Source organism: Microbulbifer mixtoriginis (SeqCode) (assembly GCF_052466765.1).
The window spans coordinates 3,885,001-3,905,322 of record NZ_CP174289.1; the positions used below are offsets into that span (position 1 = coordinate 3,885,001).

Sequence of the window (20,322 nt, forward strand, 5' to 3'; positions counted from 1 at the left end):
AAGTGACCAGGTGGCTGCGACTGTTTATTAAAAACATAGCACTCTGCAAACTCGTAAGAGGACGTATAGGGTGTGACGCCTGCCCGGTGCCGGAAGGTTAATTGATGGGGTTAGCTTCGGCGAAGCTCTTGATCGAAGCCCCGGTAAACGGCGGCCGTAACTATAACGGTCCTAAGGTAGCGAAATTCCTTGTCGGGTAAGTTCCGACCTGCACGAATGGCGTAACGATGGCCACGCTGTCTCCACCAGAGACTCAGTGAAATTGAAATCGCTGTTAAGATGCAGTGTACCCGCGGCTAGACGGAAAGACCCCGTGAACCTTTACTACAGCTTTGCACTGAACTTTGAGCCTACTTGTGTAGGATAGGTGGGAGGCTTTGAAGCAGTAACGCTAGTTACTGTGGAGCCGTCCTTGAAATACCACCCTGGTATGTTTGAGGTTCTAACTCTGGTCCGTTATCCGGATCGAGGACAGTGTATGGTGGGTAGTTTGACTGGGGCGGTCTCCTCCCAAAGAGTAACGGAGGAGTACGAAGGTGCACTCAGCATGGTCGGAAATCATGCAATGAGCATAATGGTATAAGTGCGCTTGACTGCGAGTCAGACATGACGAGCAGGTACGAAAGTAGGTCATAGTGATCCGGTGGTTCTGTATGGAAGGGCCATCGCTCAACGGATAAAAGGTACTCCGGGGATAACAGGCTGATACCGCCCAAGAGTTCACATCGACGGCGGTGTTTGGCACCTCGATGTCGGCTCATCACATCCTGGGGCTGAAGCCGGTCCCAAGGGTATGGCTGTTCGCCATTTAAAGTGGTACGCGAGCTGGGTTTAGAACGTCGTGAGACAGTTCGGTCCCTATCTGCCGTGGGCGTTGGAAATTTGAGAAGAGTTGCTCCTAGTACGAGAGGACCGGAGTGAACGAACCTCTGGTGTTCGGGTTGTCACGCCAGTGGCATTGCCCGGTAGCTATGTTCGGACGGGATAACCGCTGAAAGCATCTAAGCGGGAAGCCTCCTTCAAGATTAGATTTCCCTGACTCCTTGAGAGTCCTAAAGGGCCGTGGAAGACTACCACGTTGATAGGCTGGGTGTGGAAGCGTTGTGAGGCGTTGAGCTAACCAGTACTAATTGCCCGTGCGGCTTGACCATACAACAGAGATGGTTACTAACGACTAGCTAAGCTAGCGGATTGTGGAATGAAAGACACACAATGATCGCTTGCGGTGTATTACTACAGATTGTTTTACCGACTTATTTGGGGTTATCGCCGGTCAACAGACCGAGGCAAACAGCGATAACACGGTAGGCCAAGCAAAATTGCTTATAAGACCAACGCCAACCCAAGCCAGTTTGCCTGACGACAATAGAGTTGTGGAACCACCTGATCCCTTGCCGAACTCAGAAGTGAAACGCAACATCGCCGATGGTAGTGTGGGGCTTCCCCATGTGAGAGTAGGTCATCGTCAGGCTTCTAATCTGAAAAGGGCCACCCAATAGGGTGGCCCTTTTTTTATATGTAAAAATATTTACAGAAAAAGATAAGATGGGCTGAAGAAAATTGAGTTCTTAATTTGCTTGGTCAATCTTCTGGTTCAAGCTAGCAATACTTCAACTTAAAACTTAAATCCGGCATTGATCATCAATCTAATCTTGATTTTGTTTTCCATGACAATAACAAAGGGTTCGACTGCTAAGCAGGCGGGCTTTTTTTGTGGATGAAAGAAATATCAGCGAATTGCGATTGGGAATTAAAAATAAAAAAGGGGAGATTAAAAGCTTCCGCCAAATTTATCCTCTCAATAATGTTGCTGGATAATCAATGAAGCTTTCTTTGTCCTTTGTTTATGCTGATGTAATAACTTGAGCTTGATGCTCTTATAAGAAATTATTTGATCTAAATCTCATCCTGGCCTCATTTTTGTGAGACAGTCGTACAACATAGGCATAAAGAACTTGATTTTAATATAGCGATTCAGGATAGTCGCCCGTTGCCTTTTCTTGTGGGTTGAAGGGTTTTTATCTGCTCTTATACGCAACACGATAGAGGCACGTTAAGGCTTCTCACTTGTATGAGTGGTCGATGATAGCTAAAGACGTATTCAGCCGTGTCGGGGAAGACTATACATACCCAGTTTGGGCAGTGATGGCTGTTGCTGCCATTGGGCGCTAAAGATATTGAAGGATAGTTAGATGCACATTCTTACGCTGTACCAATCAATTTCGCGATGGTTTCTATTGCTGACCATTGCAGTTTCACTAGCCGCCTGTGGTGGTGGTAGTGGCGGTAGCGATGACGGGGCTTCTTCCCCGGATCCAACTTCACCAGAAACAGATCCCTCTTATAGCATTACTGTAGAGCTACGTGACTTAGATACGGATGAGTTGATTGAAAACCCCAATCCAGAAGAGCCGGTAAGTATCCATGTGACAGTTAAGAGCGACAATAGTGATCTTGTTGTCTCTGAGAACGTAACTGTTACCACAACCTTGGGTGAGTTGAGCCCTAAAAGTGGCATAGTCAAGACAAATGACAGTGGTGTCGCTACTCTGGAACTGAGTGTTGAAGGACAGGAAATCGGGAGTGTTGGTGAGATTGTTGTTGCCTACGATAGTGTTAGTACAGATCAGGCACCCTACTCGCCACTAAGATTTAGTATCGAAGAGCCTTCTCTACAGCTTGGCTACCTGGATAATAGCCAGCAGTTTGTGTCGGGTGAACTGGAGATTCTTGCTCAGAACCTATCTTCTAAGGGCACAACGCCAGTTAGCGTCTATTTACAGGGTCCTGATGGCAACCTTTACTCCAAAAGGATGCAAGTAGAATTTTCCAGTAATTGCAGTTTGAGCCAACCAGCCGTTGCTACTCTTGATTCTCCGGTTACTACGACAGAGGGTAAGGCAACTTCTACATATACTGCAGAGGGCTGTGAAGGTCAGGATAGCATCACTGCAACGTTAGTAGCTTACCCAAGTATATCTGCCAGCGGCCAGCTTACTGTAATGCCTCCAGAGGTAGGCTCCATTGAGTTTGTGAGTGCTGAACCTGAGATAATCAATATCCAAGGTTCTGGAGGCAAGGAAACATCAGAAGTACGTTTTCAGGTCTTCAGCAAAGATGGCTTGCCAATGAGCGGGGTGGAAGTTAACTTCACTTTGGAAGAGGGAGAGGGAAACGTCAACCTTGCTAGTAGTTCCGGAACGACCGATGCTGCGGGCGAAGTAATTGCTTTGGTTTCTGCTGGAAGCGTAGCGTTGCCAGTTCGGGTTAAAGCTACAATTACTGATAGCAACGGGAACACTTCTTATACTTTTTCTAGTGATTTAGTAGTCTCAGCAGGCATTCTTGATCAAGACTCGTTTTCTTTGTCTGCTAGCGTCCTTAGAGTGAATGGTGATGACTATGATGGTGTCACTTCCGAGATCACTATTAGGGTTGGCGACGATAACAATACGACTCCTGATGGTACCGCTATTTCTTTCAAAACTGAGTATGGGCGCATTGCCGGCTACTGTACTACTGTCGATGGGAATTGCTCAGTGGATTGGAATAGTCAGAACCCCCGAGCACCTCTGGATTATAAATTCCTTGGTGACGATGGTGTGATGCATTCTCTTCGGACTATTTTTAACACGACCTGTCCGGTTACTGGGCTAATGGGCGGCTACCCATGTCCACAGCCACTGGGACAACCTTATGGCGGCCGCTCTACTATCCTCGCTTATGCGCTGGGACAGGAAAGTTATACTGACGCGAATAGTAATGGGCAATATGATACCGGAGAAACGTTTGTAGATTTACCGGAAGCATTTTTAGATCACAATGAAGATGGAGCCTTTGGGAACTCGAGGAGTATTGGTAGCTGCTATCCCAATTGCCCAGAAGAGGCTGGTGATGAAGAGCTATTTATCCCACTAAATGGCAACGGAAAGTACGATAGTGGCAATGGTATTTATAACGGCCTTAGCTGCTCTGTGGCAGCTGAAGCGGATGGTACTTGCTCTAAAGAACTTGTTCATGTAAGTGAGGAGCTCGTAATTCTTGTGGCAGGGAGTGAACCCTACGGAATATTTAGAACCTTAGATGGTAATTATACTTCCAGTCCTGAAGTTGAAGTTGGTTTAGGGGGCGCGACTTACCTTTATTTTTATCTTTCTGACCTTTACAACGGGCTCTTGCCTGAGGGTACTACAGTGAAGACTTACTCAGAAAAATGTCAGGTTAGTCACGGCTCTAATGAGATTGAGTTTGGCCCGGAACTGGTTGCATTTACTATCGTCGCCCCCAGTGACGCTGAGTTAGGTTCTGAGTACGTGAAAGTTGAGGTTAATGTTCCTGCTCCAGGCGGTGATTCGGATAGCGGTGTTACTAAGACTTGGCAGTTTAAGTGTACTGTTAATTAGTTTAATCTGATCAGGTAAGAATCTAGATTCTTAAGCTGATTTTGACAATTACCGGGCCACATAAGTGGCTCGGTTTCATTAATGATTAGTGAATCTCAGGCTTGTGTAGATCACAGTTTTATTCTTTGTAGTGAAACTCTTTTGCTGTGTGGATAATAATCGGAGCAACTTGGTTTCTCTAGGGATTGCTATATTTAAGTAAAAGTGTAATCGCTACTTGCAACTAAGTTTGTGAAGCTTTTATAAATTAAAAGTAAGTGCTCAGATAGACTCTACAAGCTCACTCAAATGATCGGTTAACTTATCATTCTCAGAATAATATACAGGGCAGGCAACCACTGGAACTGTGTGGGCTGCCAAGGCCTTTTTAACAATTTGCTTGACTCTGGAAGTCGACATGACAATGGCGCTCGAGTTCCAGATCTATTTTCCATTTAAAAAGCACATAGCTACTGCCAAAAAATTAAAATAATAATGGGAATACTCTCACTAATTGCAGTTTCAATTTCTTGAGAATTCATCATGAAGCTGCGATCGCCCATCACCGCTAGTACTCTGCACTTAGAGTGGACCAGGTTGATATCAGTAGCATCAGGTAGGGCATAGGACATAATGGCAAGCCTATTAGGAGTTAGGAAGGCTGTTGGGCTTGTAGGCTAGGTATAGGCGTGCCACCCACATTTTCACTGCGCAGGTGTCTGAAAGCACAATATCACCTGTTTGTATCGCTTCTTGAAAGTCTGCGACCACCCTTTGGGATTTCATTGGGTAGGCATTGGTGGCTTTGCCATTGTTAATTTATCTGAAAAGAAGTTTTTGTATTTTTTAATCTTCACTGACCAGGCTTGGCTTTTTCAACCGTGCTAAACTTTTGTAAAAAAAGAGATTTTGGCTTTTATATCACGGCTAATGCAAATGTTGGCATCAACCTCTGCTGGGAAATTATGATTATGGATAATTTTTTGTCTGCATTTAGGAGTATGGGGGATGGAGGCATCTCATGCAGTTCATAGCCAACGCAGATAACAATATCGACACAATCAAAACCAAAATTGGCATAGTCGTAAACCATAACACCCAGAGAGCTTGGATGCTCCTCTGGTATTGTGCTCTTTCCATGAAGTGTGCTGACGAAAACCATATTTAGAGCCTCGGAGAATTGAACCTAAGTATCTTAGGTGTTTGCGATTGGAGGGGTGGGATTTATCTTGGTATTAACAAGCAGGGGCCACTTATTTTGGGGTGCCGCCATATCTAAAATGTCTTCGGGAACACACAAGATAATAGGCCCTTGGCTGATCTTCCTGATAGCTTTTGAAAGCTGCACGTACCAGCTCGGAAGTGGATTCTGGATTTTTAATCATCTTTGATGGCTTGGGGATCAGCTCAAGCATCTTTACTAGAGCAATATATTGATACTTTTCTTTAAAAAGCCCGTCGATACCAGCTTGAGCATTGATGGGCTCGAGAGGCGTGCTATCCGCTTACGTATCGGCGATTCCTACTAGCATATTAGTAACTTCTCGTCCAAGTGTTCCATAGCAGACACCGACGTTCCCAGTTACCAGACCATACATAACTGTCATAAATAAAACGGCCTGTTCTGATAAAGCGAGAATAAATCGTAAGAGGGCGCCATTTTTTACATCGATAAAGCGTATATTTTTTTCTGAGGGGGTTCCAAATAGGAATTTAAGCCCTTCATTTTCAAGACAGGAAATCAAAGGTTCTGAAGTACTTTTAGGAGTATCATTCATAACTAACTCCTTGGTTAAGGTCTTTTTTTATTAAATAAGAAGCTTTGTAGGTTGGAGTCTGGCCAGATTTTCAATGAATGTCGATCAGTTTGTAGATGTTAGCTGAAGGCGCTGTCAGTGATGGCGCTAAACTTATCCGCCCTGTCAGATATCGCATCCTAATGAAATTTCTGACAGATAAATGAACAAGGGTCTCAGTTTCAGTGTGATTCTTACGTTTGTTTTGTAATTATTAGGTCTCAGATTGTGGGCTTGTTAGGATCGGCATGGAAAATAAGGAGGTTATAATGAAAAATTTCAAGCTGAGATTTTGGCTGATTTTATTGGTTATTTTTACCTGTGTTGTTTCTTCGTGTGTAGAAGAAGGAAAAGTGGGCTTGCGGAGTCCTAAACCAGGTGTTGGCTCTGAAGTGGTGGCGCGTATTGGCCGTAATAATATTACATTGCAGGATTTGGATAATGATTTACAGCTGGTTTTTTATGATATTGCAGAGCAAAAATATAATTTGCGTTTGGCTAGACTGAATGCCTTGGTGAATGGAGAAGCTAATTTTAGCTCAAAGAGGGATGATATAGAAATTTATCTGAAGTTGCCCGAGCCGCCACGAATTCAATTACCCGAGAGTTCTAAATTTATTAGGGGTAATCAGGATGCTCCAGTTACCTTGGAGATGTATTGTTCTTACCAGTCTCCACATTGCAAAACGATACAGCCTGTAATACGCCGTCTACTAGAGGTTTATAAGGGTTGGGTTCGTCAAACGCACTTTGATTTTCCACTTAAATTTCATCGTGAAGGAATTCAAGCTGCATCTGCAGCGCGTTGTGCGGCGGTGCAGAATAAATTTTGGGAGTATCACGATGCCTTGTATGTTCTAACTCCTGAGTTTGATAGTGATACTTACCTTCAGTTGGCCAAGCAATTGCAATTAGATATTCATCTTTTTGAAGATTGCTTATCCAGTGATAGCCCAAAAGATTCTGTAGTAGGGTCCCGGGATCGTGCACTAGATCTTGGTCTTAAAAATGTACCGATCATTTTTATTAATGGGTTGTATCTGAAAGGGGTGCGTAACTTTGAGCAGTATGCTTTTTGGGTGGATAAAGAACTGCAATCTATGGGGATAAAATCAAAAGAAAAGTATAGATGGAAGGATAGCGAAACGATTGATGATAGAAATCTACCGGCTACCAGATTGCCACTAATGTTACTGGGGGTTAGCGAATCAACTGTAGAAGGTAAGTCGAAAGCATTGATTGCAGTAAAGGAAGCTACTGCGGAGTATTTCAGTGCAGGGCAAAAAATTTCAGACAATATTTTATTGTTGCGCATCCACTCTAATTTCGCGGTGATAGAGAGTAGAGGCGGACTGGAAAAGTTACCCTTAAAGGGGAGAGAGGGCGCTGAGGTTTTACTCACCTACACTCATGGACAAAGTGAGGAGTTGAAGCGACGTATAGAGCAGCCATTGGGCCCTGGAACGCGCAAGTTGATAGCCTCTTCTGGTGTGCTGACTCTAGGGCAGGCTTGGTTAAGTCGTCACTTGGAGCAGCGAGAGGCTTTGGAGGCTAAGTTTACCGAGGCCGAATTGGAAGTTGAGGGACACCATTTGATGCGACTTGAAGGTGTCGCAGATAATGAGTTCTTCACTGCCTTGGGTTTTCAAGAAAATGATGTATTACTGAGAGTGAATGATAGTTGGGTACATAGCGGTCAAAATAAATTGTGGGATGCGCTTTCTAGTGGCCAGCTTATTGATGTGGCCTTTATGAGAAAGGGACTACCACAACGTATACAGTATGTAGTTGAAGAGTTTAGCTACTTTGAGAAAAATTCAAACACAGAAAGAGAATAGTTTAGGCTGTGAGATAAACTTGGGCTCTCATGAAAGCTCTAGTCAGAGAGCCCAATGTTCACCGATTAGGGAAGTTATTTACTTATCGGGATTACCCTGCCAAAAGATATCGGCAACGATATTTTGGCCTTGTACACTGGGATGGAAACAGTCTCCACCACCCACATCGTCCTTTCCAAACTGGAAAGTCCCAGCATTTACCTCATCTTCACCAGTGTATTCCGCTATAACCTCAACACCATTAACACCATTGTAACTTTCGGCTTCTTCGGCAAGAATCTCGTTGTAACGCCGCTGGGCTGCAGTAATCGCATTATAGCGGGTGGTGAAGTCCTCTCCGTTCATGATACCGCCGTTGGTTGCAATTCGGCAGATACCAAATGTTGACCAAACGTTTTCACAATCTACTCGGGAGTTTTCCGCCTGCTTTTCCAGGCCTGCTCCACGAAGATCCTGTACCCTAGGTACAGATCCGAGCAGAATGGTGGAGCCATTGGGAAGGCCGTCGACGAGTTTATCCAAGCCGGCTTGAACAGCTGAGCGCCATTCATTGTCGGTATATAGTGGGTTATTACAGTTGGCTGGATCGGCACAATCTCGGTTGCAGATGTCATTCCCGCCAAGAACGATTTCAACATGATCTGCCACATTGGTTTGAGCCAAAATGCGATCGGCCTGCACTGCAAAATTCTTATTACCTCCACGCATCTCGGCACCGGATTCAGCCGCTTTTTTATTTGCAGCGATATTGGGTGAAATAATTTTATATCTATCGTAAATACTTTCTACAGAATTATTGTCACCATCAAACCAAGAGTGTTCCGGTTGATCTCCACCCAGGAGGCAAAATAGGTCCCAAAAATACTTATTGCGTGTACAGTCTGCACCGAATGCCATGGTAATGCTGTCTCCTGCAGCGACAGATTTTGACGGGGCTGCCATCACTGATGGCAGCGACATAACACTTAAAAAAAAGACTGCTATAATTCCGTATCTTTTCCACATTGTGATTTCTCCCACACCGACTCTCGTCGTAGATAGTTATTGTTTTAAAGCTATATCGGTGAACCTGAGGAGTTTAGGTTGGTGGGTGAGAGGTGCTACTGCGAATACGCTAGACTACCCGGTCAGATTTTAATAAGTTGAAGCATGTTGAAATTCTGTCGTCGAGAACATTAAGTGATTTTGGTTTCACTTCAAATGATGATTGTTGTCAGACCTAGATACGCCTCTTTGATAGACCACCTATTCATATTCGATGGCTTCCTCTATACTGCGCATTACTTGTCGGAGTGCCTGTGGGCTGAGATCGCTGTTGCGAGATCCGTTGAACCTGATCGGGGTAACCCCCGCGTAGGGAACAAGATCTGAAGTCGCCTGTTTTTTTACATTTTGGCGTCTTTTCTCTTTGTATGTGCCCTGGATGCTGCGACCTTTAAATTCCCAAGTTTTAAGGTTACGCATGTCTGAGATCATTGAACAATCCGGTAAAGCCGGAAAGTCCTCCCGCGCTGCCAGTCGCGATTCCGCTAAAGAATTTCTTGAGAATCTCACGGTTCAGTCTTTTCCCAATTCGCGCAAGGTGTTTTTGCCTAGTGAAACCCCTGGTATCCAGGTTGGCGCTCGCCAGATTTGTCTTGGGGATAGTGTGGTAGGTGGGGATGCCGATAATCCTATTCTAGAACCCAACGCGCCTCTCACCGTATACGATACCTCCGGGCCATATTCAGAGCCCAATTTTAAAGTCGATGTACGCCAAGGTCTGCCCAAGCTACGCAAAGGCTGGATAGAGACACGAGGAGATACTGAACAGCTGGACTCCCGCCAAGCGGCCTACAGTCAACAGCGTATGGCGGCCCAGGGGCTGGACCACATTCGCTTCGAAAAGCTTCCCAGTCCGCGCCGAGCCAAGCAGGGACGTAATGTATCGCAAATGCACTATGCCCGCCGTGGCGTTATCACGCCGGAGATGGAGTTTGTTGCAGTCCGTGAAAATATGGGACGCATAAAGTTAGCGGCGGAGATGAGTGAGAGTGAATACCAAAAAGCGCGTGATGGTATTTACATTCCGGAACAAATCACGCCGGAATTTGTTCGTAGGGAAGTTGCAGAAGGACGCGCAATTATCCCAGCGAATATCAATCACCCGGAAGTGGAGCCGATGATTATCGGGCGCAACTTTCTGTGTAAGGTGAATGCAAATATCGGCAATTCCGCTGTGACCTCTTCCATTGAAGAGGAAGTGGAAAAACTGGTTTGGTCTACCAAGTGGGGGGCAGATACGGTGATGGATCTGTCTACCGGAGCCAATATCCACGAAACTCGCGAGTGGATTCTGCGCAACTCACCAGTCCCCATTGGTACCGTACCCATTTACCAAGCATTGGAAAAAGTAAATGGAATTGCCGAAGACCTCAACTGGGATGTTTTCCGAGATACCTTGATTGAGCAAGCGGAACAGGGAGTGGATTATTTCACTATTCATGCCGGCGTGCTCTTGCGCTATGTACCACTCACAGCCAAAAGAATGACCGGGATAGTGTCTCGTGGTGGTTCCATCATGGCGAAGTGGTGTCTCGCTCATCACAAGGAGAATTTCCTCTATACCCACTTTGAGGAAATCTGCGAGATTATGAAAGCTTATGATGTGAGCTTTAGCCTTGGTGATGGCCTGCGTCCGGGCTCTATTGCCGATGCCAATGATGAAGCTCAGTTCGGTGAGCTGCATACGCTGGGTGAATTAACCGAAGTTGCCTGGAAGCACGATATACAGACCATGATTGAAGGCCCTGGCCATGTGGCTATCCATAAGATCAAAGAAAATATGGATGAGCAGTTGAAGCACTGCCACGGTGCCCCCTTCTATACTCTTGGCCCATTAACGACAGATATTGCTCCCGGTTACGACCACATCACTTCCGGCATCGGTGCAGCGCTTATCGGCACCTATGGTTGCGCCATGCTCTGCTATGTGACACCCAAAGAGCACCTGGGCCTACCCAATAAAGAGGATGTTAAAGAGGGTCTGATGGCTTATAAGATTGCGGCCCATGCCGCAGACCTGGCCAAGGGGCATCCATGGGCACAGAAGCGCGATGACGCTCTGTCAAAAGCCCGCTTTGAATTTCGCTGGGAAGACCAATTCAATCTCGGTTTGGACCCGGAGCGCGCACGCTCTTATCACGATGAAACCCTGCCGAAGGAATCCGGCAAGGTAGCGCATTTCTGCTCCATGTGTGGGCCTAAATTCTGTTCTATGAAGATTACTCAGGACGTGCGTGATTACGCAGCCAAACAGGAGGCGGAACGCGGGATGGAAGAGATGGCAGTTAAATTTAAGGAAATGGGCAGCGAGATTTATCACAAGGGCTGATCGGGTGTTGGGGGAGGGTAACTCCCCCAGCATATTAGAAATACAGTGATGTAAAAGGAGCTTGCTATCGCTGGTATCCAATTGGAATTGTGAAGATAGGTAAGCTGTGTCAAACGAAACCAAAGCCAAAGTGGCTATTGCCGGTGGCGGCCTGTTGGGGCGATTACTCGCCTGGAGGCTCTGTCAGCTTGATGTAGATATTACCCTGTTTGAGGCCGGTAACTTATCGGAATCAAAAGGTGGAGCCTGTTGGACAGCTGCGGGAATGATCTCGCCTTTATCGGAGCTGGTACATAGTAATAAACACATTTATAGCCTGGGGTTAAAAAGCCTTGAGCTTTGGTCTGAGTGGGTCCGGCAGTTGGAGGAGCAGAGCGGGCAGGACGTGGAATACCGCCGAGCGGGCTCAGTCCTGGTGGCGCATGGCAAGGATAAAAGCGAGCTGCTGCAATTTCTGCGGGAACTACAGGGTAAGCTTGGCGAGTCTGCCAGGGGGCAGCTGGAGCCACTAGATAGCAATACTTTAGCGAAATTAGAGCCCTCCTTACATGGCTTTGAGCAGGGGCTTTACCTGCGGGGTGAGGCGGATATCAATAATCACCGCCTATTGCCTGCGTTACTCAGGGTGTTGCACCGAGGTGCTGTCACTCTGCGAGAGCACAGCAAGGTAAATTGCGAAGCCGGGTATATCTCTGTGAACTCGGAGCGCGAACAATTTGATTGCGTGATCGACTGCCGTGGTCTCGGTGCCAAGGGACAGATTGAAGGCTTGCGCGGCGTCCGTGGTGAGGTGATGGTGGTGGAATCCCGGGAAGTGGTTTTGCAGCGTCCAGTGCGCCTGCTCCACCCACGCTATAAGCTCTACGCTGTACCCCGTAGCGATGGACGCACCGTGATTGGTGCCACGGAAATTGAGAGCGAAGACCAGTCGCCCATTTCCGTGCGCTCCAGTATGGAATTGTCTTCTGCGCTTTACTCCCTCAACCCGGCTTTTGCCGAGGCTCGTATTGTTGAGACCCGCGTAAATTGTCGCCCCGCCACTATGGATAATATGCCTTATATCCACAGCGAGGATGGGCTGATTAGGGTGAATGGCCTTTACCGTCACGGTTATCTTTTAGCGCCGGCAGTCGTGGAGCAAGTGGAGAATCAAGTGGCACAACAACTGTTACAGGTGGCTTGATGCAGGTACTAATTAATGGGGAAACACAGAGCCTTGAATCCCCGCTAAAACTCTCTGCGCTTTTACAGCAGCTCGGCTATCGCGGAGAAACGTTTGCCGTTGCGATCAACGGTGGATTTATTCCCCGTACGGAATATAGCAATACACAGATAAATAACGGCGATAGCCTGGATATTGTTGCTCCGGTAGTGGGGGGGTAAAGGTGAGCGATCTATTAACACTTTACGGAAAAACATTTAACAGCCGGCTTTTGGTGGGCACCGCTCTGTATCCCTCCCCAGCGATTATGCGCGAATCCGTGCAAGCCTCAGCTTCGGAAATTATTACTTTGTCTCTTCGCCGGCAAAATCCGGCACAGCAGCAGGACAATCGATTTTGGGATTATATTCGCGAGTCCGGTTGTCAGTTGTTGCCCAATACCGCCGGTTGTAAATCGCCGCGAGAAGCGGTGGAGCTGGCAAAAATGTCCCAGGAAATTTTCCAGACCGATTGGCTCAAGCTGGAAGTGATTGGTGATGATTACAATTTGCAGCCAGACCCCTTTGGTCTGGTAGAAACTGCGCGGGAATTAATTCAGTTAGGCTTCAAGGTTTTGCCTTATTGCACAGATGACCTGGTTCTGTGTCGAAAACTTTTGGATGTGGGTTGCGAGGTATTAATGCCCTGGGGGGCTCCCATCGGTACTGGGCAGGGACTACTCAATAAATATAACCTGCAAACACTGCGCGAGCGCCTGAGTGATGTACCGCTTATTATTGACGCGGGAATCGGTGCGCCATCACAGGCGGCAGAAGCACTGGAGATGGGCTTTGATGCGGTGTTATTGAATACCGCGATTGCAAAAGCCCAGGATCCGGTACTGATGGCTAATGCTTTTAAACTGGCTGTGGAATCCGGGCGCGCCGCCTTTAATGCCGGCTTGATGCTCAGGCGTCAAACTGCCAGCCCCAGCACCCCCACCCTTGATATGCCTTTCTGGCAGCAGGCAGAGAGCATATTGCAGGATTAGTATTTTTATGCGCGATCAACTCCAATTGAAAAAGCCAATTGTCTGGACCATTGCCGGCAGTGACTCCGGCGGTGGCGCCGGCATTCAGGCGGACCTGCTGACTTTTGCCGACCTCGGCTGCTATGGTTGCAGTGCTATCACGGCCAATACTGCACAGAATACGGTGGAAGTTACTGCAATTAATGCAGTTTCCCTAGAGGTCTTGGGTTCTCAGTTACAGGCTTTACAGCGGGATCTATTTCCTGCCGCAATTAAAATCGGTCTGCTAGCGAATGCTGAACAAGTTGTTGCGGTGGCAGATTTCCTGCGCCAGCTGCAAGCGGTGCAGCCGGTTCCGGTTATTTACGACCCGGTTGCAGTTGCTACCAATGGAGCCGGACTCACTGAAGGAAGTATTACCGCAACGGTGTTGGCTCAGTTGATGCCACAGTGTGATCTGGTCACTCCCAATTTACATGAATTGGAATGGCTTACCGGAGCCAGTGTCACGGGTGCGGAATCTATTGTGCAGGCTGCGCGTCAGTTGCACGCCCACGGCGGTACCGCAATTTTAGTTACCGGCGGCCATACGCAATTGCGTGCGGGAGAAGTTGCCGACTTACTGTGGGATGGTGGAAAAGCCGATTGGTTTATTGGCCGGGAAGTGTCCAGTACAGGCACACATGGCACTGGCTGCACCCTGTCCTCCGCTATTGCCGCTTGCCGCGCTTTGGGCTACCCGTTGAGAGATGCCTGCGTTGTGGGTAAAGCCTATGTTCAGCGGGGTTTGCGCCGGGGAAATAATGCACACATCGGCGCTGGTGCCGGCCCTGTAGGCCACTGTGGCTGGCCCCTGGATTTAATCGACTTCCCGGAGATTCTACTGCCCGGAGAAGAGCGTGCGTCGGATTATGGCTTTGATACTGTCCGACCTCTTGTTCGAGGGTTTGCTGAAACAGATACTCAAGCATTGGGCTTATATCCGGTTGTGGATACGGTGGAGTGGTTGCAGCGCCTGGCTGAGCTGGGGGTGCGTACTCTACAGTTGCGAATAAAGAATCCGGGTGGGGACCTGCGCGCACAGATTGAGCGTGCAGTGGCTATTGGCAGGACGTATAACCTGCGCCTGTTTATCAATGATTACTGGCAGTTGGCGATTGAGTGTGGCGCCTACGGTGTGCATTTGGGCCAGGAGGATTTGCAGGCTGCTGATCTGAGGGCAATTCAAGCGGCAGGATTGAAGCTGGGTATCAGTACTCATGGCTTCTATGAATTACTGTTGGCCTACCGTTATCGCCCCAGCTACTTGGCGATTGGTGCAATTTATGCGACCAACACCAAGGATATGTCGGATCAGTTGCAGGGCGTGCAGAAACTTGCGCGAATGGCAGCACTATTGCCCGATTATCCTCTCGTGGCAATTGGTGGTATTAATATGCAACGGGCCAGTGAGGTTATTGCAAGCGGTGTTGGCAGTATCGCCGTGGTCAGCGCTATTACTAAAGCGGAAGATTACAAGCAGGCGGTTGTCGATTTTAATGTCCTGTTGAAAGGTAAGCATGCGGAAGTAGAGCCATGTTAAGTAGTAAAGAATTACAGCGTTACAGTCGCCAGATAATGTTGTCCCAGGTGGGTGAAGAGGGGCAGAAAAAACTGTCTTCTGCGCGAATTCTGATTGTTGGCTTAGGTGGGCTCGGCAGCCCGGCAGCGATGTATCTGGCCGCAGCCGGTATTGGAGAGTTGCACCTGGTGGATGGTGATCATATCGATCTCTCCAATTTACAGCGCCAGGTTTTGTACAAAACCAATCACCAGGGAAAATCCAAAGCCATGGTGGCTGCACAACAATTGGCTGCAGCCAATCCAACTATTCGCATTCACCCCCACAGCCAAATGGCGAATGAATCCTGGCTGCGCGAGCAGGTAAAACAGGTGGATCTGGTGTTGGACTGCACCGATAACCTGGAAATCCGCCATACGATCAACCGGGTTTGTTGTCAGGCAGGGTGTCCGGTGGTAATGGCATCGGTGCAGGGGTTTTCCGGCCAGCTGATTAGTTTTGATTTTTCTGAAGGAAAAGGCCCCTGTTATGCCTGTCTGTTTCCGCCCCAGGAGCAGGCTGAAGTGCAGAACTGCGCTACAGCAGGGGTGATCGGTCCTGCGTTGGGGGTCGTTGGCAGTCTGCAGGCTCTGGAGGCCATGAAGTACCTGATGGATTTGCCGGTATCGAGCTTGAATAAATTGCACTTAATCGAGACGGAAACCTTAGCTCTGCAAACTTTGCAGCTGCCGAGTCATAGTAATTGCCCGGTTTGTAATACCTAGCTAACTTTGTTTTCTCTTAAATTTTTCTTTCCGTAGATTGATACAGTGTTAGCACTATAAGTGTATGCATAACCAACATGTTTTATTTATTTTTCTTTTTTGGCGGATTAATTAACTTTTCAGTTTGGACACACAGTTGTTCCAGGGCAGGATACCGCTAGATTCAAGGCATGTTCCGAGTTAGTTGCCAGGATAAATATGTTTGTCTTTTTAGTGTCTTATAAACTTGGCTCGGCTATATAGATAAGCTATCAACCCGATAGCTTGTGGTAAAACCATAAAACTATCAGAATGGCAGTGAAACCATTTCGGTGGCAAAGTCTTGGAAGAAGGATTTGTTTAATGAAAAAAATTGATATTGGTATTAGTGAAAAGGATAGGGAAAAGATTGCTGGCGGCCTCAAGCACTTGCTGGCGGATAGCTACACTCTATACCTGCAAACGCACAACTTCCATTGGAATGTTACCGGGCCATTTTTTCGTGAACTGCACCTGATGTTTGAGGAGCAGTACAACGAACTGGCTACGGCGGTAGATGACATTGCAGAGCGAATTCGCACTTTGGGTGTTTCTGCACCGGGCACCTATCAGGCTTTTGGACAGCTGAGTTCTATTGAAGAAGTTGTAGAAGTTCCCGCAGCAGAAGATATGGTGAAAATTCTCACCAAGGGCCATGAGCAGGTAATAAAAACTTGTCGCGATGTATTAAAGGCCGCGCAAAAGGGCGAGGATGAATCGACTATTGCCCTGGTATCTGACCGTATGCGTGTGCATGAAAAAACTACCTGGATGCTGCGCGCTACCAGTAGTAAATAGTTACTGGCACTCTGGGTAAATTACTATTCCTGTAGTGACTACTGCCCGGTGAGTAACTCCAGGAAAGCGCTGGCGGGTGCAGAGAGGTTACCGCGGCTTTTAAATAGTGCGCCAACTTCTTGCATTACCGCCGGCGCGGTAAGAGGCAAGCAGATTAAACCGTACTCTCGCATTTGTGCCTCACAAAGGCTTGGTACAGCACTGATTCCCAAGCCCGCTCTGACCAGCTGCCCGATAGTACTGAGCTGATTAGCTTCACAAATATATTGAGCAGCTTGTCCACACTGGTCAAAGGCAGTATCCGTCCAGCGTCGCACTGCCGATCCACGGTTCATCGATATAAAAGGATGAGCGGCCAAGTCGCGCCAGCGTACGGCCTTCTTTTCCGCCAATATGTGGTCTTCGGGCATTATTGCGATAAAACGGTCGTGTTCAATGGGTGCGAACTCCATTCCACCCAGTTCGTCCGGGCGAAAGCTAATGCCCAGCTCCGCGCGTCCCTCCTGTACAGATTCTACAACCCGCTCCATAACCACATCTTCCAGCACAACATTGATTTGTGGATATGTCAGGTGAAAGTTAGCTAATAGAGCGGGTACTCGGTTTAAGGCGAAAGCGGGGATAACTGCCAGTTGCAGTTGTCCACGTTCCAGGCGGAAGCGCTGCTGTATAGCATCCAGTGATTGATCCCAGCTGTTAAGTAGTTGCTCCGCACGAACCAGGAACTCACGCCCTTCTGGGGTCAAGACCAGTTGGCGGCTATCGCGACTAAATAGAGGCCCTCCAGCGGCCTCTTCCAGATTGCGGATAGCCACGGAGAGCGCCGGCTGGGAAGTGTGTAACTGGGCACTGGCCTGCGCCAGACTGTGGCTTCGGGCTACAACAACGAAGGCGCGAAGCTGTTTAATGGTGGCGCTCACTATGGCTCCGGATGCATTCTATGAATGTTAAGTTTTATTTAATAAACCATCGAAAGATTAAAATAGTTTAAAGTTGTCGGGCAAGGCATGATTGCCGCTTTCGCCCTGGCGAAGGTCAAACAATCACCGAGAATAATGAACCTAAAAGGTCTGCTGAGATGAAGGACAACGCACAAGCCCTTTGGCAACCGAGCCCCAAGGCCGTAGCCGCCACCCAGATGGATGAGTTCCGTCGCCTGGTTAATGTGAAACACCAGCTGCAGCTTGAAGACTACAGTGCGCTTTACCAGTGGTCTGTAGAAGAGCGTGAGGTCTTCTGGAGCGACTTATGGGATTTCTGTGAAGTGCGGGCCAGTGCGCGTGGAGAAGAGATCTTGGGCCGCGACAACATGCCGGGTGCTGAGTGGTTCCCCGGTGCACGACTCAATTTTGCCGAAAACCTGCTGCGCTACCGCGACGATAAGACGGCTTTGGTTGAGCGCCTGGAGAATGGCAGCCGCCGCCAGCTCAGCTACGCGCAGTTGTACGGTCGGGTAGAACGCTTGGCTTCAGCCCTGGCGAATCAGGGCATATCCGAAGGGGATCGTGTAGCTGGCTTTATGCCGAATGTGATGGATACCGTAGTGGCCATGCTGGCAACCACCAGTCTTGGTGCTATATGGACTTCCTGTTCGCCGGATTTTGGTATCAATGGCGTGTTTGATCGTTTCGGCCAGGTAGAACCGAAGGTGCTGATCGCCTGCGAAGGTTATTTCTACAACGGCAAAGTGATCGATTCCCTGCCGCGATTGCGCGAGATAGTGGCCCGTATCGACTCGATCGAGAAACTGGTGGTAGTGCCAGTTGCCCGCTCGCAGGAAAAAGTGGCTCAGGTACTAGCAGCAGAGCCGCTGGATAAAGCGGTGTTGCTACAGGAGTTCGAAGCCACAGCGCCTGAGCGCGAGCTTACCTTTGTTCAGACTGCTTTCGATCACCCCCTATACATCATGTATTCCTCAGGGACTACTGGGGTGCCGAAGTGCATTGTGCACGGGGTGGGCGGCACCTTGCTTCAACACCTGAAGGAGCATCGCCTGCACTGCGACTTGCGTCGTGAGGATTCCTTATTCTACTTCACTACTTGCGGCTGGATGATGTGGAACTGGCTGGTAAGTGGCTTGGCTTGTGGTGCAACCCTAGTGTTGTTCGATGGCTCTCCCTTCTATCCAGAGGCTAGGAGCTTGTGGGATATGGCGGATGAGGAGGGCATCAGCGTATTTGGCACCAGTGCCAAGTATATCGCCGCCTTGGAAAAGAGCGGCTGTAAGCCCCGCGAAAGCCACAAATTGGAGAAGCTGCGCGCGGTACTGTCTACAGGCTCGCCACTGGCTCATGAAGGCTTTCTATATGTCTACCGAGATATAAAGGAGGATCTGTGCCTGTCTTCTATTTCTGGAGGCACGGATATTATTTCCTGCTTTGCCTTGGGTAACCCTACGTTGCCAGTTTATGCGGGAGAACTTCAGTGTCGAGGATTGGGCATGGCTGTGGAAGTCTGGAATGACGATGGCAAGCCGGTAACTTCAGAGAAGGGGGAGCTCGTGTGTGCCAAATCTTTCCCTTGTATGCCGATCGGTTTCTGGAATGATCCCGATGGGGCGAAATATAACAGCGCTTACTTCGAAAGTTGGCCGGGAGTTTGGGCACACGGCGACTATGCAGAAATTACTACCCATGGAGGAGTGATTATTTACGGTCGTTCCGATGCGGTACTGAATCCCGGTGGCGTGCGTATTGGTACTGCCGAGATCTATCGCCAGGTAGAGAAAGTTGAGGAGGTGCTTGATAGCATCTGTATCGGTCAGCAGTGGCAAGACGATGTACGGGTTGTACTGTTTGTGGTGTTGCGCGAGGGCGTAGAGCTGAATGATGATCTGGTGCAGAGAATCCGCTCCACCATTCGCGCTAATACGACCCCGCGCCACGTACCCGCCAAAGTGATTCAGGTGGCCGATGTTCCGCGTACTATTAGTGGAAAAATTGTCGAGTTGGCGGTTCGCAATGTCGTGCATGGTAAGGCGGTTAAGAATAAAGAAGCCCTCGCCAACCCAGAGGCTCTGGCACTCTATGAAAATTTGCCAGCCTTGGCGGAAGACTAAAGAGATTAAGGGGGGGGAGGGCGCGTAGACGGGCGTCATTTTGTTTGACTCGGTTCTGCGCTACCCTTGCCCTGTAGTAATACCAATAAATTCAAGGCAGAAGAGCAAGTATGGTTACCTATCTCTACTGGGCAGCGGTTATCGCTCTGGTTATTCTCTCCCTCTTTGCTGGCAGCCGCATGGGCAGCTTGAAAATTGGCGCCATTGTGGCTGCAGTTTTCTTCTTTGCAGGTTGGCTGGCTTATTACTTCCACTATGAACAGGTCTTTGTAAAACGCTTCGGTGGTGTGATGCGTATTTCTGTACCTGACGGTTACCGGCATATTGGCGCCACCTGGAAAGAGGATAACCTCTGGATCGAGAACTACGACCCCAAAACCAATCAATGTATTTTTACTGAATACTCCAAGGGCAATATTCTCGAGGGGCGGGTGATTATCAAAGACTGTAATCCGTTACTTGGCAGCCCGAGCACTAGCAGCCAGCCATAAACCATTTGCTTTCTCTCTGCCGGCGATTAAAACGGGACTATTAGCTATTTCGTCTCTCGTCGGCAAACTCTA

At 48.3% G+C, this 20,322-nt stretch carries 14 protein-coding genes, 2 rRNA genes, 2 pseudogenes and 1 riboswitch (1 of these 19 only partly in view); of the genes and pseudogenes, 13 read left to right on the forward strand and 5 right to left on the reverse strand.

Annotation, left to right across the window (positions count from 1 at the left end):
* The 3 genes from ACJJIV_RS16940 to ACJJIV_RS16950 form a co-directional block, all read left to right on the forward strand.
* A 23S ribosomal RNA gene (locus ACJJIV_RS16940) occupies positions 1–1,151 on the forward strand (it extends 1,731 nt beyond the left edge of the window).
* 204 nt (positions 1,152–1,355) lie between these two features.
* Positions 1,356–1,471: ribosomal RNA gene (rrf, locus tag ACJJIV_RS16945) — 5S ribosomal RNA — on the forward strand.
* 721 nt (positions 1,472–2,192) lie between these two features.
* Positions 2,193–4,403, forward strand: a complete 2,211-nt coding sequence (locus ACJJIV_RS16950) for a hypothetical protein (RefSeq protein WP_444889702.1) — start codon at positions 2,193–2,195, stop codon at positions 4,401–4,403.
* 449 nt (positions 4,404–4,852) lie between these two features.
* On the opposite strand, the pseudogene ACJJIV_RS16955 reads toward ACJJIV_RS16950, so the two are convergent.
* From ACJJIV_RS16955 to ACJJIV_RS16965, 3 genes and pseudogenes are all read right to left on the reverse strand, one after another.
* Positions 4,853–5,041: pseudogene (locus ACJJIV_RS16955) on the reverse strand (thiamine pyrophosphate-dependent enzyme); the annotation flags it as partial.
* A gap of 257 nt (positions 5,042–5,298) precedes the next feature.
* Positions 5,299–5,553: pseudogene (locus ACJJIV_RS16960) on the reverse strand (hypothetical protein); the annotation flags it as partial.
* Positions 5,554–5,887: 334 nt separating this feature from the next.
* Positions 5,888–6,160, reverse strand: a complete 273-nt coding sequence (locus ACJJIV_RS16965) for a thiamine pyrophosphate-binding protein (protein ID WP_444889703.1) — start codon at positions 6,158–6,160, stop codon at positions 5,888–5,890.
* A 287-nt stretch (positions 6,161–6,447) separates the two neighbouring features.
* Between ACJJIV_RS16965 and ACJJIV_RS16970 the strand changes: the two genes are divergently transcribed.
* Positions 6,448–8,016: a thioredoxin domain-containing protein gene (locus ACJJIV_RS16970; RefSeq protein ID WP_444889704.1), complete on the forward strand. Its 1,569-nt coding sequence runs from the start codon at positions 6,448–6,450 to the stop codon at positions 8,014–8,016.
* Between the two features lie 78 nt (positions 8,017–8,094).
* Here the strand turns inward: ACJJIV_RS16970 and ACJJIV_RS16975 are convergent, their stop codons facing one another.
* A complete protein-coding gene (locus ACJJIV_RS16975; RefSeq protein WP_444889705.1) occupies positions 8,095–9,021 on the reverse strand; it encodes an SGNH/GDSL hydrolase family protein in 927 nt (308 codons plus the stop codon).
* Between the two features lie 273 nt (positions 9,022–9,294).
* Positions 9,295–9,393: riboswitch (TPP riboswitch) on the forward strand.
* Between the two features lie 85 nt (positions 9,394–9,478).
* Here ACJJIV_RS16975 and thiC point away from each other — a divergent pair.
* The 7 genes from thiC (at position 9,479) to ACJJIV_RS17010 (ending at position 16,701) form a co-directional block, all read left to right on the forward strand.
* Positions 9,479–11,389, forward strand: a complete 1,911-nt coding sequence (thiC, locus tag ACJJIV_RS16980) for a phosphomethylpyrimidine synthase ThiC (protein WP_444889706.1) — start codon at positions 9,479–9,481, stop codon at positions 11,387–11,389.
* 106 nt (positions 11,390–11,495) lie between these two features.
* A complete protein-coding gene (gene thiO / locus ACJJIV_RS16985; RefSeq protein WP_252082747.1) occupies positions 11,496–12,572 on the forward strand; it encodes a glycine oxidase ThiO in 1,077 nt (358 codons plus the stop codon).
* Complete coding sequence (gene thiS, locus ACJJIV_RS16990; protein ID WP_108734077.1) at positions 12,572–12,772, forward strand: sulfur carrier protein ThiS; 201 nt, start codon at positions 12,572–12,574, stop codon at positions 12,770–12,772. The genes thiO and thiS overlap by 1 nt, the downstream gene beginning before the upstream one ends.
* 2 nt (positions 12,773–12,774) lie before the next feature.
* Positions 12,775–13,581 carry a thiazole synthase gene (locus ACJJIV_RS16995; protein ID WP_252082745.1) on the forward strand — a complete coding sequence of 269 codons (807 nt, stop codon included), beginning with the start codon at positions 12,775–12,777 and terminating at the stop codon, positions 13,579–13,581.
* Positions 13,582–13,588: 7 nt separating this feature from the next.
* Positions 13,589–15,142 (forward strand): thiamine phosphate synthase, encoded by a 1,554-nt coding sequence (gene thiE / locus ACJJIV_RS17000; RefSeq protein ID WP_444889707.1) that lies wholly within the window; start codon positions 13,589–13,591, stop codon positions 15,140–15,142.
* Positions 15,136–15,885, forward strand: a complete 750-nt coding sequence (locus ACJJIV_RS17005; RefSeq protein WP_444889708.1) for a HesA/MoeB/ThiF family protein — start codon at positions 15,136–15,138, stop codon at positions 15,883–15,885. Before thiE ends, ACJJIV_RS17005 begins: the two co-directional genes overlap by 7 nt.
* Before the next feature lie 342 nt (positions 15,886–16,227).
* A complete protein-coding gene (locus ACJJIV_RS17010; RefSeq protein ID WP_444884144.1) occupies positions 16,228–16,701 on the forward strand; it encodes a Dps family protein in 474 nt (157 codons plus the stop codon).
* Between the two features lie 38 nt (positions 16,702–16,739).
* Here ACJJIV_RS17010 and ACJJIV_RS17015 read toward each other — a convergent pair whose 3' ends face one another.
* On the reverse strand, positions 16,740–17,621 hold the full coding sequence (locus ACJJIV_RS17015) for a LysR family transcriptional regulator (RefSeq protein WP_252082740.1): 882 nt from the start codon (positions 17,619–17,621) through the stop codon (positions 16,740–16,742).
* A 158-nt stretch (positions 17,622–17,779) separates the two neighbouring features.
* On the opposite strand from ACJJIV_RS17015, the gene ACJJIV_RS17020 reads away from it, so the two are divergent.
* On the forward strand, positions 17,780–19,759 hold the full coding sequence (locus tag ACJJIV_RS17020; RefSeq protein WP_444889709.1) for an acetoacetate--CoA ligase: 1,980 nt from the start codon (positions 17,780–17,782) through the stop codon (positions 19,757–19,759).
* Between the two features lie 110 nt (positions 19,760–19,869).
* The gene (locus tag ACJJIV_RS17025) at positions 19,870–20,250 is read left to right on the forward strand and encodes a hypothetical protein (RefSeq protein ID WP_252082736.1); all 381 of its coding nucleotides are present in this window, start codon (positions 19,870–19,872) and stop codon (positions 20,248–20,250) included.
* Positions 20,251–20,322 lie beyond the last annotated feature (72 nt).

What these genes read in the sequence shown, in the direction of transcription:
- ACJJIV_RS16950 (WP_444889702.1), top strand. Translation starts at nt 2,193, where the DNA reads ATGCACATTCTTACGCTGTACCAATCAATTTCGCGATGGTTTCTATTG.
- ACJJIV_RS16965 (WP_444889703.1), bottom strand. Translation starts at nt 6,160, where the DNA reads ATGAATGATACTCCTAAAAGTACTTCAGAACCTTTGATTTCCTGTCTT.
- ACJJIV_RS16970 (WP_444889704.1), top strand. Translation starts at nt 6,448, where the DNA reads ATGAAAAATTTCAAGCTGAGATTTTGGCTGATTTTATTGGTTATTTTT.
- ACJJIV_RS16975 (WP_444889705.1), bottom strand. Translation starts at nt 9,021, where the DNA reads ATGTGGAAAAGATACGGAATTATAGCAGTCTTTTTTTTAAGTGTTATG.
- thiC (WP_444889706.1), top strand. Translation starts at nt 9,479, where the DNA reads ATGTCTGAGATCATTGAACAATCCGGTAAAGCCGGAAAGTCCTCCCGC.
- thiS (WP_108734077.1), top strand. Translation starts at nt 12,572, where the DNA reads ATGCAGGTACTAATTAATGGGGAAACACAGAGCCTTGAATCCCCGCTA.
- thiE (WP_444889707.1), top strand. Translation starts at nt 13,589, where the DNA reads ATGCGCGATCAACTCCAATTGAAAAAGCCAATTGTCTGGACCATTGCC.
- ACJJIV_RS17005 (WP_444889708.1), top strand. Translation starts at nt 15,136, where the DNA reads ATGTTAAGTAGTAAAGAATTACAGCGTTACAGTCGCCAGATAATGTTG.
- ACJJIV_RS17010 (WP_444884144.1), top strand. Translation starts at nt 16,228, where the DNA reads ATGAAAAAAATTGATATTGGTATTAGTGAAAAGGATAGGGAAAAGATT.
- ACJJIV_RS17020 (WP_444889709.1), top strand. Translation starts at nt 17,780, where the DNA reads ATGAAGGACAACGCACAAGCCCTTTGGCAACCGAGCCCCAAGGCCGTA.
- ACJJIV_RS17025 (WP_252082736.1), top strand. Translation starts at nt 19,870, where the DNA reads ATGGTTACCTATCTCTACTGGGCAGCGGTTATCGCTCTGGTTATTCTC.